The organism is Streptomyces sp. NPDC003247, from assembly GCF_042888135.1.
Classification (GTDB): Bacteria; Actinomycetota; Actinomycetes; order Streptomycetales; family Streptomycetaceae; genus Streptomyces.
Window position 1 is genome coordinate 560,276 of record NZ_JBIAPF010000001.1, and the last position, 15,911, is coordinate 576,186.

The 15,911-nt window shown below is 76.5% G+C and carries 11 protein-coding genes; 8 read left to right on the forward strand and 3 right to left on the reverse strand.

All coding sequences use genetic code 11. From position 1 onward, the window contains the following. Positions 1-66: 66 nt before the first annotated feature. On the reverse strand, positions 67-930 hold the full coding sequence (locus ACFYWQ_RS02465) for an SMP-30/gluconolactonase/LRE family protein (RefSeq protein ID WP_389512024.1): 864 nt from the start codon (positions 928-930) through the stop codon (positions 67-69). Further along, positions 927-1,700: an IclR family transcriptional regulator gene (locus ACFYWQ_RS02470; protein WP_389512026.1), complete on the reverse strand. Its 774-nt coding sequence runs from the start codon at positions 1,698-1,700 to the stop codon at positions 927-929. The genes ACFYWQ_RS02465 and ACFYWQ_RS02470 overlap by 4 nt, the downstream gene beginning before the upstream one ends. 213 nt (positions 1,701-1,913) lie before the next feature. On the opposite strand from ACFYWQ_RS02470, the gene ACFYWQ_RS02475 reads away from it, so the two are divergent. Beyond that, entirely contained in the window at positions 1,914-2,513 is a 600-nt protein-coding gene (locus ACFYWQ_RS02475; protein ID WP_389512028.1) for a hypothetical protein, read from the forward strand. A 141-nt stretch (positions 2,514-2,654) separates the two neighbouring features. Here ACFYWQ_RS02475 and ACFYWQ_RS02480 read toward each other — a convergent pair whose 3' ends face one another. After that, positions 2,655-3,554, reverse strand: coding sequence for a RimK family alpha-L-glutamate ligase (locus ACFYWQ_RS02480; RefSeq protein ID WP_389512030.1), 900 nt, complete (start codon positions 3,552-3,554; stop codon positions 2,655-2,657). Positions 3,555-3,936: 382 nt separating this feature from the next. Here ACFYWQ_RS02480 and ACFYWQ_RS02485 point away from each other — a divergent pair, with 382 nt between their 5' ends. The 7 genes from ACFYWQ_RS02485 to ACFYWQ_RS02515 all read left to right on the forward strand — a co-directional run bounded on the left by ACFYWQ_RS02485 (position 3,937) and on the right by ACFYWQ_RS02515 (position 15,901). Further along, a complete protein-coding gene (locus ACFYWQ_RS02485) occupies positions 3,937-5,400 on the forward strand; it encodes an acyl-CoA synthetase (protein WP_389512032.1) in 1,464 nt (487 codons plus the stop codon). Next, the gene (locus ACFYWQ_RS02490) at positions 5,397-6,731 is read left to right on the forward strand and encodes a carboxyl transferase domain-containing protein (RefSeq protein WP_389512034.1); all 1,335 of its coding nucleotides are present in this window, start codon (positions 5,397-5,399) and stop codon (positions 6,729-6,731) included. Before ACFYWQ_RS02485 ends, ACFYWQ_RS02490 begins: the two co-directional genes overlap by 4 nt. 248 nt (positions 6,732-6,979) lie before the next feature. Continuing rightward, the gene (locus tag ACFYWQ_RS02495) at positions 6,980-7,375 is read left to right on the forward strand and encodes a CU044_2847 family protein (protein ID WP_389512036.1); all 396 of its coding nucleotides are present in this window, start codon (positions 6,980-6,982) and stop codon (positions 7,373-7,375) included. Next, positions 7,372-9,081, forward strand: coding sequence for a trypsin-like peptidase domain-containing protein (locus ACFYWQ_RS02500; RefSeq protein ID WP_389512038.1), 1,710 nt, complete (start codon positions 7,372-7,374; stop codon positions 9,079-9,081). The genes ACFYWQ_RS02495 and ACFYWQ_RS02500 overlap by 4 nt, the downstream gene beginning before the upstream one ends. 220 nt (positions 9,082-9,301) lie before the next feature. Next, complete coding sequence (locus tag ACFYWQ_RS02505; RefSeq protein ID WP_389512040.1) at positions 9,302-10,465, forward strand: AAA family ATPase; 1,164 nt, start codon at positions 9,302-9,304, stop codon at positions 10,463-10,465. Beyond that, a complete protein-coding gene (locus ACFYWQ_RS02510) occupies positions 10,455-14,633 on the forward strand; it encodes an SAV_2336 N-terminal domain-related protein (protein ID WP_389512042.1) in 4,179 nt (1,392 codons plus the stop codon). Before ACFYWQ_RS02505 ends, ACFYWQ_RS02510 begins: the two co-directional genes overlap by 11 nt. 230 nt (positions 14,634-14,863) lie before the next feature. After that, entirely contained in the window at positions 14,864-15,901 is a 1,038-nt protein-coding gene (locus ACFYWQ_RS02515) for a rod shape-determining protein (protein WP_389512044.1), read from the forward strand. Positions 15,902-15,911: the final 10 nt, after the last annotated feature.

The following is a 15,911-nucleotide window of genomic DNA, read 5'->3' on the forward strand; positions in this document are numbered from 1 at the left end:
GGGGGGTGGGGCCGCTCGGCCCCACCCCCCTCCGGCCCTCCGGATCGACGCCCGGCGCGCCGGTGCTCAGCCGTCGAACGCCGGCTGGGCCACGCCCCGGCCCGCTCCCGGGACCACCAGCAGGGAGCCGGCCACCGGGTGCGGGGCGTCCAGGCCCACCCGGGCCGTCGTGATGTACAGGTCGGTCAGGCCGGCCCCGCCGAAGGCGCACGCCGTGACGCGCGGGGTCGGCAGCTCGACGACCCGGTCCAGTACGCCCGCCGGCGTGTAGCGGCGCACCGCCGCGCCGTCCCAGAGCGCCACCCACACGCACCCCTCCGCGTCGACCGTCAGGCCGTCGGGGAAGCCGGCGCCGTCCTCGATCTCGACGAACGGGCGGCGGCCGGAGACCCGGCCGTCCACGTGGTCGAAGACGTCGACGCGGCGGGTCGGGGAGTCGATGTAGTACATGAGGCGGCCGTCGGGGCTCCAGCCCGTGCCGTTGCTGACGGTCACGTCGTCCAGGACCACCTCGGCCGGGCCGTCCCCGGTGAGACGGGAGAGGGTGCCGCCGCCGGGCGCCTCGTCGTAGCGCATGGTGCCGGCCCACAGGGAGCCGTCGGGGGCGACGGCGGCGTCGTTGGCGCGGCGGCCGGGGACCGGCTCGTGGTGGAGCCAGCGCAGGCCCTCGCCGTCGGCGTCCAGCAGGGCCACGCCGTCCCGGAGGTTGAGGACCAGTCCGCCGCCCGCGCGGGGCTTGGCCGCGCCGACGTGCTGGTCGACGACCCGGACCGTGCGCCGGCCGGTGGCGGGGTCGTAGGTGTGCAGGCGCGCGCCCAGGATGTCCAGCCAGAGCAGCCGGCCGGCCGCCGCGTCCCAGGTCGGCCCCTCGCCGAGGGTGGCCTCGGCCCGGACCGCCACCTCGTACGCCGTCGTGCGGGTCGTCGTCATGCCACGCTCCGGTAGCCCAGGAGCTCGGACAGCTCGGCGGCGCCCTTGGCGGCGAGCTGCTCCAGTTCGTCGCGGCGCTCGTCGCTCCAGCGGATCATGGGGACGGAGATGGACAGGGCGGCGACGACGCGGCCGGTGCGGTCGCGGACCGGGGCCGCCACACAGCTGACGTCGGGGTTGGACTCACGGCGCTCCACCGCGACGCCCCGCTCGCGGATCTCCGCCAGGGCCTCGCGCAGGGCGCCCGGGTCGGTGATGCTGTTGGGCGTCATGGCGACGAGGTCGGCGTCGTCGGGGATACGGGCGGCCAGCTCCGGCTCGGGGAGGGAGGCCAGCAGCATCTTGCCGACGGAGGTGCAGTGGGCCGGGAGACGGCGGCCGGCCGCGGACACCATGCGCACGGCGTGCGTGGAGTCGACCTTGGCGATGTAGATGACGTCCGCGCCTTCGAGGATGGCCACGTGGACCGTCTCGTCGCAGGTCTCGGCGACGGTGCGGGCCACCTGCTGGCCCTCGGCGGCCAGGTCGAGCTGCTCGGCGTACCGGCTGCCGAGCTGGTACGGGCGTACACCGAGGCGGTAGCGTCCGGGCTGTCCGGGCACGGGGACGATGTACGACCGGGCGGCGAGCGTGGTCACCAGTTCGTGCACGGTGGTGCGCGGCAGTTGCAGCCTGCGCACGATGTCGGGGGCGGAGAGTGTCCCGTCCCCGTCGAGGAAGAGCTCGAGAATGTCGAGAGCTCGGGTCACGGCAGGTACGAGTCGTCCCACGACCGGCCCCCTCCCTAAGTCGACTCAGGTGCCTGTTCGAGATTTCAACAGGCGATCGGCATGACGAACACAGGCTAGTCACACAGCGACGCGGCGGGCAATGGTCGGGAGGGGCGCACCCGACGGGAAGTACCTGACGACGGCCCACGGACCCTGCGGGCGACGCCCGCACGGCCCTCGGACGGCCCGCGGAGGGTGCGTGTATGGGCGACGATGGGAGCCATGCCGTCCGAGAAGCGCCCCGCCGGCCCGTTCACCCGTCTCGACTTCCAGCTGGTGCTGCTGCGCCGGATGGCCGACCACAACCCGGACCTGGTGGAGGACGCCCGGCGCGGGCTGGGCGTCTCCCTGGCGGACATGCGGGAGGCCAACAAGCGGTGGCAGGCGATGGTGCGGTCGCCGCGCGCCCGTGGCTCGCTCTCCCGGTACCGCTCGGTGCTGGGCGAGCCCGAGTCGAGGACGCCCCGCCGGATCGGCGACCTCGACTGCGAGGCCTGGCTCTGGCCGCTCCCGCTCTGGCCCGACCTGCGCTTCGAGGTGCTCACCGCCCCGGGCGGCGCCGTCTGGAACGAGTGGCTGGTCCGCGCCCCCGGAGCCGAGCCGCCGGTCCTGCGCACCCTCGACGATCTCACCCCCTGGTCGTGCACGGTCGACGAGGCCGCCCGCGCCTTCGCCCCCGCCCGCCCCCTGGAGGGCTCGGCCCCCACCCGCTGGGGCCTGTCCTTCACCGCCCCGGACCGCCGGGGCGTACGCCGTGAGGTCGCCGCCGAGTTCACATGGGGTCTGTTGCAGCGGACGGCGGTACAGGGGTAGCGGGGCGAGGCGGGGAGCCGGACAGGGGACCGGCGAGGGGCGCCCGGGAGGCCGACGGCCGGCAGGTACACGGGCAGGACCGGCCGGCCGGGACGCAGGCGGGGGGCGATCGGCGGGGACCCACGCGCGGCCGGCCGGCGGTCAGCCGGCTGCGGCCGCCAGGATCGCCTCCGCGACGCGGGGCACCGACTCCGGGTGCAGGAACAGGAAGAGGTTCGGCTCGACCAGTTCCAGTTCCATCACCAGCGGCTCCCCGTCGTCCCCCGTCACGAGGTCGACGCGGGCGTACAGCAGCTCGGGCGCTTCGGGGACGGCCGCCAGCGCCCGCTCGGCCACGGCGAGTTCGGCCGGGGTCGGGGTCCACGGCTCCAGCCCGGGGTGGGCGACCTTGTCCTCGTCGAAGGCGGTGCCGGGGGCCAGGACGGCCCGCTTGCGGCTGGCGTGCAGCAGCCGCCCGCCGAAGAACTGGAGGGCCCGCTCTCCCCCGGTGTCTATGGACCGCACGTACGGCTGCACCATCGCCGTCAACCCCTCCTCGTGCAGCCGGGCGAGGTGCCGTACGGCGGTGTCGTGCCGGTCGGGGGTGTGGCGGGCAGCGTAGCGGGCGCCCGCCCCCGAGGTGGGCTTGATCACGTACTCGTGGTCGGCCGGGAGACCGAAACCGTCCTCGGTGTCCCCGGCGTCCCCGGCGTCCCCGGGCGCCAGGTAGCGGGTGGGGACGACGGGCACCCCGGCCGCCGCGAGGTCGCCGAGGTAGCGCTTGTCGGCGTTCCAGCGCACGACGCCGACCGGGTTCAACAGCCGCGTCGCCTTGGCGCAGCGCTCCGCCCACGCCGTGAACTCGTCCGCCCGCCAGCTGTAGTCCCAGGTCGAGCGGATGACGGCGAGGTCGTAGGAGGCCCAGTCGGCGTCCTCGTCGTCCCAGTGCACGGCCTCCGCCTCGGCCCCGGCGTCCGTCAGCGCCCGCAGCAGGACGGGAAGGTCGCTGTCCCTGCTGGGCTCCGGGCGGGGGTCGTAGGTGACGAGGGCGATGCGGGGCACGGCGGGCTCCTCCGGTGCGGCGGGTGTCCGGGCAGGCTAACCGCAGGCCGCACGACCACGGCAACCCGTTCGACCTTCACCTCCGGTGAGGCCCGCGAACCGCCCGCCTCGGAGCCGGACCCGGACGCGGCGGTCCGGGCCCTGGTGGCGGACGCGACGGTCCGGGCCCTGGTGGCGGCCGCGAACGGCGCCTGCGGGCCGGACGACGTGCGGTGTGCCGTTGCCGACGTGGTGGAGGCGGCGTAGATCACATCGGGCTCCGGCGGCACCGGATGACACCCGCTCCGGGGTATGGACGATCCTGACGGCAGCGACGTCGGCCCTCCGGCGTCGGCCGCCCCGGCGCCGGTCCCCGGCGTCCGTCTTCCCGAAGGAGCACCGCGTGTCCTCTCTCTTCCCGGCCGTGACGGAGCAGCCGTCCGGCCAGGTCGCCCTGCGCTTCGGCGCCCGATCCCTGACGTACGCGGAGCTCGCGGCGGCGGCCGGCGCCGTCGGCGGGCGTCTGGCGGGCGCGCGCCGGGTCGCCGTGTGGGCGACACCGTCGCTGGAGACCGCCGTCGCCGTCGTGGGCGTGCTGCTCGCCGGGGCCGCGGCCGTGCCGCTGAACCCGAAGTCCGGGGAGCGGGAGCTCGGGCACATCCTCGGCGACAGCGCGCCGGCCCTGGTGCTGGCCGCCCCCGGCGACGAACTGCCCGACGCGCTCAAGGGGTTCGAGCGGGTCGACGTCGACGTGCGGGCCGGCGGGGCGGCCGGTGGAGCGCGCCCCGGCTTCGGTGACGCCGACGCCGACGACGGTGACCCCGCCCTGGTCGTCTACACCTCCGGCACCACCGGCCCGCCCAAGGGCGCGGTCATCCCGCGCCGGGCGATCGCCGCTACCCTGGACGCCCTCGCCGACGCCTGGCGGTGGACCGGGGACGACGTGCTGGTGCACGGGCTGCCGCTGTTCCATGTGCACGGGCTGGTGCTGGGCGTCCTGGGTCCGCTGCGCCGCGGCGGCTCCGTACGGCACCTGGGGCGGTTCGGGACCGAGGGCGTGACGCGCGAGCTGAACGACGGCGCGACCATGCTCTTCGGGGTGCCGACGATGTACCACCGCATCGCCGAGGCGCTCCCCGGCGACCCCGCGCTGGCCGGGGCGCTCGGCCGGGCCCGGCTGCTGGTCTCCGGTTCCGCCGCGCTGCCGGTGCACGACCACGAACGGATCACGGCGGCGACCGGGCAGCGGGTGATCGAGCGGTACGGCATGACCGAGACGCTCATGAACACCAGCGTGCGGGCGGACGGCGAACCCCGCGCGGGGACGGTGGGCGTGCCCCTGCCGGGTGTGGAGCTGCGGCTGGTGGAGGACGACGGGACGCCGATCGCCGCGTACGACGGGGAGACCGTGGGCGAGATCCAGGTGCGGGGGCCGAACCTGTTCACCGAGTACCTCAACCGGCCCGACGCGACCGCGGCCGCCTTCACCGCCGACGGCTGGTTCCGGACCGGCGACATGGCCGTGCGCGAGCCCGACGGGTACGTCCGGATCGTGGGGCGCAAGGCCACGGACCTGATCAAGAGCGGCGGCTACAAGATCGGCGCCGGGGAGATCGAGAACGCGCTGCTGGAACACCCCGGGGTGCGCGAGGCCGCCGTCACCGGGGAGCCGGACGCGGATCTCGGGGAGCGGATCGTGGCCTGGGTGGTGCCGGTGGACCCCCAGGCGCCGCCGGGCGCCGACGAACTGGCCGGCCATGTCGCCCGCCGGCTCGCCCCGCACAAGCGGCCCCGGGTGGTGCGGTACCTCGACGCGCTGCCCCGCAACGACATGGGGAAGATCATGAAGCGGGCGCTGGCCTCGTGAGCGGGGTCCCGCGCCCCGGCGCGCGGGAGGCCGTCGCCCTGGTCTCCGACGCGTTCACCGAGATCCCGCACGGCGAGCGGCGGCCGGCGCCCGACGGCCCCCTCGCCTGGCCGGGCTACGACGCCTCCCGGGCCCGGGCCGCCGAGCGCACCGGTGAGTCGGAGTCCGTGGTCTGCGGTACGGCGCGCGTCGGGGGAACCCCGGCCGTGCTGATCGCGTTCGAGTTCGGCTTCCTCGGCGGCTCGCTCGGCGAGCGCACCGGGGACCGGCTGGAGGCGGCCCACGCGTACGCCCGGGAACACCGGCTCCCGGTCGTCCCGCTGATCGCCACCGGCGGCAGCCGGATGCAGGAGGGCATGCTCGCCCTCACCCAGCTCCAGCGCGTGGCCCGGCAGTCGGCGCTCACCCGGGCGGCCGGTCTGCCGCAGGTCGCGGTGGTGCGGGACCCGACGACCGGCGGCGGCTGGGCCACCCTGGGCGCCGGTGCCGACGTGGTCCTCGCGCTGCCGGGCGCCCAGGTCGGCTTCGCGGGCTCGCGGGTGCGGCCCCCGGACGCCGACCCGGCGGCCTACACGGCGGAGGCGCAGGTCGCGGCGGGCTCGGCGGACGCGGTCGTGGCGCCGGAACGGCTGCGGGAGACGCTGGGGCGGTGGCTGCGGCTGCTGACCCGGCCGTCGGACGAGCCGGCGCCGGTGCCGCCGCCGCTCGGGGCGAGGGACCTGCCGGCGTCCGGAGGGGACGCCGTCCGCCGCGCCCGCTCACCCCGGCGCCCGCGCGCCGCGCACTACCTGGACGCCTACTTCACCCACCGCGTCGAGATCTCCGGCGACCGCTGCGGCGGCACCGACCCGGACGGCGTGCTCTGCGGCTTCGGCGAGCACGCGGGCCGCACGGTGGCGTACGCCGCCCAGACCGGAGCCGCGACCCGGCCCGCCGGGTACCGCACCGCCACCCGGCTCATCCGGCTCGCGGACCGGCTCGGCATCCCGGTGCTGACCCTGGTGGACACCCCGGGCGCCGCCAACGACGCCGAGGCGGAACGCCAGGGGGCGGGTCCGGCGATCGCCGGGCTGTTCGACGCGGTCGCCACCGCGCGCACGCCGGTCACCACCCTCCTGGTGGGCGAGGGCGGTTCGGGCGGGGCGCTGGCGCTCGCCGCGCCCGGACGCACCTGGGCCACGCCGGACAGCTACTTCTCGGTCATCGCCCCGGAGTCGGCCGCCGCGATCCTCAAACGGCCCCCGGAGGAGGCCGAGGCGACGGCCGACCGGCTCCGCATCCGCCCGCAGGACCTGGCGGAACTGGGCGTGATCCGGACGGACGGCCCGTGAAGTGGCCGGATTCCATCGCCCGCGACGGCACGGAGGCCCAGGAACAGGACAATCTCACGTACCGTCCGTAACAATGTCGGTGCGTAGAGCCGCAGAGCCGCGGCATTGTGGAAGTCGCAGCGTTGTGGAGCTGGAGGGCCGGAGGCCGGAAAGCCGACGCGGTGGCGCGACACGACGGACGACAGCGGACGACAGCGGAACGACGGACGACAGCGGAACGACGGGTACGAGGGCACGACGGGGGCGACGTGGCAGGGCTGGTGGAGTTCAGGACGGACGACGGTGCCGTGGTCGCGGTGGAGGCCGCCGAGGAGCCGCGGCCCGGGTCGCGGCTGGTGGCCCGGGGCGACGGCGCGGTCCGGGCGGCCCGGACCTTCGAGGGCTCCCTGGAGGGCGTCCGGGCGGCCGCGGAGTCCGCGCTGCGGGTCTTCCGGGACGGCACGCTGCGGCCCGACGGCGTGGAGATCGAGTTCGGGGTGAAGCTGGCGGCCGAGACGGGCGCGGTCATCGCCCGGGGCACGGCGGAGGGACACCTCGTGGTGAGGCTGACCTGGTCGCCGTCGGCCGCCCCGCAGCCCGCCCCGCAGGAGCCCGCCGCCCAGGTACCCGCCCCCGCCCGGCCGGAGCCGTCCGCCGCCTCATGAAGAGCGCCGAGTGGCACGCCCGGATCGAATGCGCCGGCCAGGTCGTCGGGGCCGGCTTCCTGGTGACCCCGCGCACGGTTCTGACCTGCGCGCACGTCGTGCACGAGGGCCCCGCGGACGCGTTGGCGGTGACCTTCACCGAGCGGCCCGGCTCCGCCCCCGTCCCGGCGCGGGTCGTCGCCGACGGCGGCTGGGCCGGCTCCCCCACCGACCCCGGCGACCTCGCCGTACTGGAACTGGCGGAGGAGGTCCGGATCGCGCCGGCCGCGCTCGCGCCCGTCGACGCGGCGCACGCCCGGCAGCCGCGCAAGCTCGTCGTGTACGGGTTCCCGTTCGGCTACGACGAGGGCACCCTCGCCGAGTACCGCATCACCGCACCGCAGTTGCTGAGCCGGGAGTGGCTCCAGCTGGAGGCCTGGGCGCCCGGCGGGCAGCCGCTCGCCCCCGGGTTCAGCGGTGCCGCGGTCACCCTCGTCGACACCGGCGAGGTCATCGGCATGGTCACCGCGGACTCCGGGGCGGAGGGGGTGCGCACCGGGCGGATGATGCCCACCGAGGTCATGGCCCGCCACTGGCCCGCCCTCACCGGTCTCGTCCCCACCTCCGACCACCGCACCGCCGACCGCGCCCGGCTGCGCGACCTGGTCGAGCGGGCCGTGCGCGCGGGGCTGGACTGCGACCCCGTACGGCTCTACCGGGCCGCCGCCGGCCCGTTCGACCCGGAGCCGCCCGAGGAGGGCTTCGACTCGCTGCGCTCGGCCGCCCTGTTCGTGCTGTGCGAGATCGACGGCGAGGACGCGGCCGGCACCGTCGCCCGCTTCACGGAGCACGTCGAGGCGGCGTTCCGGGCGCCCGCCGAGACTCCCGCCGAGGCACCCGCCGCCCCCGAGTGGTCGCCCATCCTCGTCGACCTCCGGCACAGTGGTGCGGGCGACGGGCAGGTCCTCGTCGAGGTGTCCGCGTACAGCGGGGGGCGGCGGCACCCGGTCGGCTCCGACACCGTCCCGCGGGCCCGCCTGTCCACGTACGTCCAGGACCGCATCGACGCCGCCTTCCGCCATCTGACGCCGGGCTCGGACGAGTTGATCGCGTTCGCCCTGCCCCGGGACTGGATCGACCTGCCCGTCGACCGGTGGGCGAGCGCGCCCGACGACGACACCCCGCTCGGCTGCGTGTACCCGCTCGTCGTCACCGACCAGGCGCGCCGCAGGGCCGGCGCCCGCCACCAGCTGACCCGCGTCTGGAACCGGCTCGACGCGCTGCCCGGCGCACGGGTGCACCGCGTCGAGTGCGGCGGCGCCGAGGAGCCGGCCCGGCTGCGGGTGCGGCTGCGCAAGCCCGACGCCTGTCTGGCCGGGTTCGCCGCCGCCCCGGCCGCGGCCCGCACCCGCGCCCACTTCGACACCTCGCTCACCGCTCCCGCCCCGGTGGTGGTGTGGTCCCGGGGCGGCTGCGACGGCGGCCCGGACGAGCCGTGCGCGGGCGGCGACGGGTGCGCGGGCAAGACGTTCCTCGACGAGCTCGACGCGGTCGTGTCCGGCGTCCCGCCCGCCGAACTGCCCCGCCGCGTCCTGGCCCTGCGGGAGGAGGCGGACGCCGAGGAGGGGCACTGGGCGCGGGACATCCAGCTGCTGTGGGACGACCCGCGCGTCTTCACCGACCCGCACGGCGGCACCCCCGACCACGCCCGGTCACCCGTGGCCTGACCCGCCCCGCCCCGTCCCGCCCCGCCGCCCACTCGGCAGGGATCCGCCGCCGGCCGCACCCGCCCCCACGTCCGCCACGCCCCCCACCCGATACCGCCCGCCGCCCCCACGTCCACCGTCCCTCCGCCGTCCCCCGTCCGCCACCCGTCCCCCCTCCACCAACCCTCCCGCCCTCCCGCCCGCACCCGAGCCCGAGTTCGCCGCACGGAGAGATCCCCCCATGCCGCACTGGTCCGTCTACACCGGGAACAGCCAGCCGCACGACGGCATCGACCGGCTGCCCGCCCCGCCGCCCTGGCGGGCCTTCGACGGCGAGCCCGTCCTGCGCCCGCCAAGGGACGGCGACGACGAGGCGGCCGTCTCCCCCGACCGTCTGCACCGCGCCCGCACCTACGTGGCGGCTCCGGAGAGCGTCCAGCTGGTCAACGCGGCGCTCGTCCTGCGCCGCCCGCTGCTGGTCACCGGCCCGCCCGGCACCGGCAAGTCCTCCCTGGCCTACGCGGTCGCGCGCGAACTGCGGCTCGGGCCGGTCCTGCGCTGGAACATCACCAGCCGCTCCACGCTGGCCGACGGGCTCTACCAGTACGACCCGCTGTCCCGGCTGTACGCGGCCCGCCAGGCGGCGTGGCGGACGGCCGGGGACGGCACCCCCGGAACCGGTGTTCCAGCCGCTGACGGACCCGGTACCGGCAGGCCCAGCACCGCCGCGCCCGGTACCGGCGGACCCGGGCCCGGGGTTCCCGGACCCGGGGTTCCCGGACCCGGCGTCCGTGGCGGCGGTCCGCCCGGCGATGTCGAGGACCACCTGCGTCTCGGCCCGCTCGGCACGGCCCTGCTCCCCTACGGGCGTCCCCGCGTCCTGCTCGTCGACGAGATCGACAAGAGCGACCTCGACCTGCCCAACGACCTGCTGAACGTCCTGGAGGAGGGCCAGTACGAGATCCCCGAACTGATGCGTGCCGCCCGCCACTCGGCCGACGGCGCCACCGCCGAGGTCCTCGCCGACGGCACGGACGCGCCGGTCACCGTGGCGCGCGGCCGGGTCCGCTGCCGTGCCTTCCCCTTCGTGGTCATGACCAGCAACGGCGAGCGCGAGTTCCCGCCCGCCTTCCTGCGCCGCTGCGTCCGCCTGAAGCTGCGCCGCCCCGACCGCGAGCAGCTCACCGAGATCGTCCGCGCCCACCTCGACACCCCGCCCGGCGCGGCGGACCACCTGATCGACCGCTTCCTCACCCGTGCCGCCGACGGCGAACTCGCCACCGACCAGCTCCTGAACGCCCTGTACCTCACCGGCGTCGCCGGCCTGGACGCGGAGTCCCGCGACGCGCTCGCGGACGAGCTGATGCCGTATCTGAGCGCCACGGCGGACGGCGATGGCTTCTGACGGGGCGTCCGGGGGCGACGGTACGGCGGTCGGCAGGCTGGCCGCGCTCCTGACCGCTGCCGGGACGACCCCGCCCACCCCGCTGGAGCTGGCGGAAGTGCTGTGGCTGGCCGCGCGGCTGGAGGACGGGCGGCGGCAGGACGCGGCGGACGCGCCCCCGGCGGCGCCCGCCGCCGACGGGGACCGGCCGCCCGGCTCCCCCGCACCGCCCACCGGCCGGACGCACCGGGGCGAGGGCCCCGCCGCCGTCCCGCCCGCACCGCCCCCGCCCACCGACCGCGTCCCCCTGCACCTGCCCGCACCCACACCCGCACCCGCACCACAGCCACCGGCCCCATCACTATCGCCGTCGCCGTCGCCGTCGAACGGGCAGGGCCACGGCGGCGGTACGCCCCTGCTGGCCCCCGCGCCGCCGATGCTGCCCCGCCCGCTCGCCCTCCAGCGCGCCCTGCGCCCGCTGAAGCGGACCGTGCCGTCGGCGCGCGCCCGGCTCCTGGACGAGCGGGCCACGGCCGACCGCATCGCACGGCTCGGCGCGCACCCGGACGTCTGGCTGCCGGTGCTGCGTCCGGCGCACGACCGCTGGCTGCGCCTCAGCCTCGTGCACGACACCGGCCCCACCATGCCGGTCTGGCGTCCCCTCGTCCGCGAACTGCACGCCGTCCTCGCCCAGTCCGGCGTCTTCCGCACGGTGACCCTGCACCCGGCGGGACCCGACGGGCGCGCCCCGCACGTCCCCGACCCGGCCGACGGCCGGACCGTCACGCTCGTCGTCAGCGACTGCGTGGGCCCGCAGTGGCGGCCCGGCCCGGCGGGCGACCGCTGGTACGGCACCCTGCGCCGCTGGGCGGCCCGGATGCCGCTGGCCGTCGTCCAGCCGCTGCCGGAACACCTGTGGCCGGCCACGGCCCTGCCGGCGCTGCCGGGCGTGCTGGCGTCCCCGTCCGCCGCGGCCCCGGCCACCGCCCTCGCCTTCACCCCGTACGACGAGGACGCCCCGCGCCCGCACCCGGCCGCCGTTCCGCTGCCCGTCCTGGAACCGGGTGCCCCCTGGCTCGCCCACTGGGCGGCCCTGCTGGCCGCGCCGGGCGGGGCACGCGCCCCGGGGGCGGCGGCCTGGCTGGGCCGGCGGCCCGGCGCCCCCGCCCCGGACGGCACGGGCGCCGACCCCGCCGGCCTCCCGGCCCGGGACCTGGTCCTGCGCTTCCGCGCCACCGCCTCCCCGGAGGCGTTCCGCCTCGCCGGTCACTTGGCGCTGGCCGAGCCGTCCGTGCCGGTGATGCGTCTCGTCCAGCGCGCCGTGGACCGCGATCCCCGCCCGCAGCACCTCGCCGAGGTGATCCTCAGCGGCATGCTGACCGCCGTCCCCGGCCCGCCCGGCGCGTACGCCTTCCGCCCCGGCGTCCGCGACCTGCTGCTGCGGACCCTGCCCCGGACGGCACGCGGACGCACCCGGGAACTGCTGGAGCGGGTCGGCGGGCTGATCGACGACCGGGCGGGCCTGGCGGCCGGAGAGTTCCGGGCGTCCACGGGCGACGGCGACGGCAACGGCGACGGCAACGGCAGCGGCAGCGGCAGCGGCAGCGGCAGCGGCAGCGGCGACGGGAACAGGAACGGGAACGGCCGTCATGGCGGCGACGGCCCGGGCAGCGGGCCGCTGTTCGCGATGATCAGCCGGGAGAGCGTCCGACGGCTGTCCGGCGGGCAGGACCCGGAAGGAAGCCTGCTCGGCGGACGGTACCGCCTGGTCAGGCGGTCGGGTCCGGCCTACGGCGACTGGCTGGCGCATGACACGCGGGGGGACGGCGCGACGGTCCTCGTGCGCATGTACCCCCGCCCGCCCCAGTGGCTCCGCCACGGCTTCACCCGCATCGCGCACGATCTCAGCCTGATCGACCACCCCGGGATCGCCGCGATCAGGGACTACGGCGTCGAGGGGGACGTTCCCTACCTCGTACGCGAGTTCGTCGACGGCCGGAGTCTGCTCCACCGCCTCCGAGTCGCCCCGCACGGCCTTCCCCCGGACGAACTCACCTTTCTCGTCCCCGGGCTCGCCGCGGCCCTGGCGGCCCTGCACGAACAGGGCAGGCCGGCCGGCGGCCTGGACGCGTCCCACGTGATCGTTTCTCCTCGAGGACCGGTCCTGGCCTGCCTCGACGCCGTTCGGACCGGGACCGGAAGCCGCACGGAGGACCTCCGCGACTTGGCGCTCCTCGTCCGCACGATGCAGCGGGGGACCGGCGACCCGGGCACCGAGCAGCTCGTGCTCCCCGCCCCGGGGCTGTCTGCGCCGGAGGAACTCACCGCGGAACTGGACGCCGCTGTCACCGACCTGACGTCCGACGACGGGAACGCCCGACTGCGGGGTGTCCAGCGGCTCCTTCGTCTGACCCCGCCGGAGCGGCCCGGACGGCTCCTCCAGGAGAGCCCGCAACACGACGGACCGCCCAGCCGGCGGACCGGCACCCACCGGACGGACCGAGGCGCCCCCCACTCCACCCTCCACTTCCGGACCGGGACCGACCTCGGCGCCCATCCCGAAGCCCGGATCAGCCTCGAATACGCGGTGCACCAGATCCTCGACCGAGGCGACCTCACCCTCCAGCAGTACGAGGTACGGGTACGCCCCGACGGCTACCAGGTCCGCATCGCCCCCGGCGCCTACCTCCTGCCCGTCCTCGCCGCCGCCCTGCGCTGGCTGCCCGGCCCCCTCTCCGAGCTGGCCGAACCGCCGCGCCTGCACGTGACGTTCCAGGACGGCGACCCCGAGGCGACCCGCCCCGCCACACCCCCCGAGGGGGCCGCCCCCGTCCTGGTCGTCGTGCCCCCCGCCCTCTACGAGGCTTTCGCCGACAGTTCCGCCGCCTCCGGGCCCCACCGGTTCCGCCCGCTGTACGGCGACACCCCGGACGGGTCGCCGGTCGCCTGGTACTGCCCGCCGGCCGGCACCCACGTCGAGGACGAGGAACGGGACCTGGTGCGGGGGCCCTTCATCACCCGGGACCTGAGGCAGCTCGGCATACCGGCACCGGGCCGCACCGCCGTCGTGCACACGCAGGCCGACGGCCCGCTCACCCTGCTCAACCCGGCCCAGCCGCACGGCAGGCGCCCGCCCCGGCTCACGACGTACTACGAGGTGGACCTCACCGCTCACCACGCCGTCCACCGGCTGTCCCTGCCGAGTTCCGGCAAGGGCGACTTCACGGCGCACGTCGAGCTGACCTGGCGGGTCGCGGACCCCGTGGCCTTCGTCCGCTCCGACACCTCCCGCGTGTCCGACCGGCTCCTCACCCACCTGCGGGAGACCGCGCCCCGTATCACCCGCCGCCACCCCCTGCGCCGTGCGGTCGGTGCGCAGCGCGCGGTCACCACGCAGCTGGGCAAGTGGCCGGTGCCGGGGCTCACGGTGACCTGTGAGGTGCGGCTGGCACCGGAGCGGGATGCGACCACGGCCGGCGAGGCCCCTGGGGCGCGGCCGCCGACGCCGGCCGGTCTGCTCGGCGGGGCCGAGACCGTCCTGCTCGGCTTCGACGGCGCCCTCACACGCCTGTTCACGGCGGCCACCGCGCGCGAGGCGGCCCTGGAGCTGCTGGCGCTCGCCGCCGAACACCGGGATCCGCGGGACGCGCCGACCGGCCGGCCGTCGACCATCGCGGCGGCCCGGGAGACGGTGACGCATCCGCTGGACGTACTGCGCCTCTTCGCCCGCGACCCGCTCGGGCCGTTCCTGCGGGGACGGCTGGACACGCTGGAGCTGCGGGCCGTGCCGGACGCCCCGACCACGCACAACGCCGTGGCCCTGGTGCGCGCGTTGCACGCCGCGAGGCGGCAGGTGGCCGTGGTGACGGACGTGAGCGAGCAGGCCGTCCACCGCTATCTGAAGCCGTACGGGCTGCCGTGGGCCGGGATCCACGGCCGGGGCGAGGACCTGACCCTGCTCACCCCGCACCCGGACTGTCTGCTGCGCGCCCTGGGGGGTCCGGGCACCTCGGCCACAGGCGTGTTGATCGGCTCCACCATGGCGGAGCTGACCGCCGCCCAGCACATCGGCCTGCGGTTCATCGGCCTCGCCCGCAATCCGACCGTCGAGCAGGAGCTGCGGGCAGCCGGGTGCGAGGTGACCGTACGGTCACTGGCGCCGGTGCTGGAGGCGGCCCGAACCCTCTGACGCCCCACCTCCGGTCCGTCCCTCTAGCACCTCCCGGAGGCTTTGCCGGTCATCCACGGGGGGCGTACGGGACAAAACCCCCGTTCGGCGGCGCCCCGCCCGGCCCCCTCCAGCGGGCGCCCGCCCTCCCGGCCCCGCACGATGCGTAGGAGGCCACCGCCCGGCGGCCCACTCACCACGGCCCGCCGGCCCGGCGGGCGCCACGGCCTGCGCTCTCGGGAGGACCTGCCATGACCGCCAGTCTGGAGCAGTTGCGCCGCTGCCACTTCGCCGTCGATCTGGGGGCGGCGCGGACGCGGGTGTACGTGAAGGGGGCCGGGCTCGTCGTCGACCAGCCGTCCGCCGCCGCCGTGAACACCCGGACCGGCGCGCTGATCGCGGTGGGCGAGTTCGCCGAGCGGATGACGGGCCGCACCCCGCACTACATCCGCGTCGTCCGCCCGGTCTCCGGCGGCACGGTCGTCGACATCGAGATGGCGCAGCGCATGCTGCGGCACCTGCTCGGCGACAAGATCCGCCGCCAGCTGCGCCGCAAGCCGTTCCTGCGCGCCGCCGCCTGCACCCCGCACGACGCCGACCCGCTGGCGCAGCGCGCGGCGATCGAGACGCTGGTCGGGCTGGGCGCCCGGCGGGTGGAACTGGTCGACACGCTCATCGCGGCGGCCGTCGGCTGCGGGCTGCCCGTCGAACGGCCCGAGGCCACCATGATCATGGTGTGCGGGGCGGCCGCCACCCAGGTCGCCGTCCTCTCCCTCGGGTCGATCGTGACCGCCGAGCGTGTGCCCGTCGGCGGCGAGGCGGTCGACCACGCGATCGTCCAGCACCTGCGCCACGAGCACGAGCTGATGCTGCCCAGCCAGTCCGTACGGCCGCTCCAGCTCGCCCTGTCCGGCAACGGTCTCACCCCGCACGGCCCCGCCTCCACGGAGATCCACGGCCGGGACGTCGCCACCGGCCTCGCCCGTTCCGTCCAGGTCGACACCGCGGCCGTCCGGGACGCGATCGAGACGCCGCTGACCGCGGTGCTCGACGGCATCGGACGGGTGCTGCGGGAGTGCCCGCCCGATCTGGTGGCCGATCTCGCCGACCGCGGGATCATGATGGTCGGCGGGTCCGCACTGCTGCCCGGGTTCGACCAGATGCTGCGGCAGGCCACCGGCATGCCGGTGCACATCGCCGAGCGGCCCGACATCTGCGCCGCGCAGGGCCTGGGCGCGATGCTGGAGGGCCGGATCAAGCCGCTGGCCCTGAACCCGAGCACCGCCTGAGCGACGGCCG

Coding starts and splice junctions, on each gene's coding strand:
- ACFYWQ_RS02465 (WP_389512024.1), bottom strand. CDS start 930: ATGACGACGACCCGCACGACGGCGTACGAGGTGGCGGTCCGGGCCGAG.
- ACFYWQ_RS02475 (WP_389512028.1), top strand. CDS start 1,914: ATGGGAGCCATGCCGTCCGAGAAGCGCCCCGCCGGCCCGTTCACCCGT.
- ACFYWQ_RS02500 (WP_389512038.1), top strand. CDS start 7,372: ATGAAGAGCGCCGAGTGGCACGCCCGGATCGAATGCGCCGGCCAGGTC.
- ACFYWQ_RS02505 (WP_389512040.1), top strand. CDS start 9,302: ATGCCGCACTGGTCCGTCTACACCGGGAACAGCCAGCCGCACGACGGC.
- ACFYWQ_RS02510 (WP_389512042.1), top strand. CDS start 10,455: ATGGCTTCTGACGGGGCGTCCGGGGGCGACGGTACGGCGGTCGGCAGG.
- ACFYWQ_RS02515 (WP_389512044.1), top strand. CDS start 14,864: ATGACCGCCAGTCTGGAGCAGTTGCGCCGCTGCCACTTCGCCGTCGAT.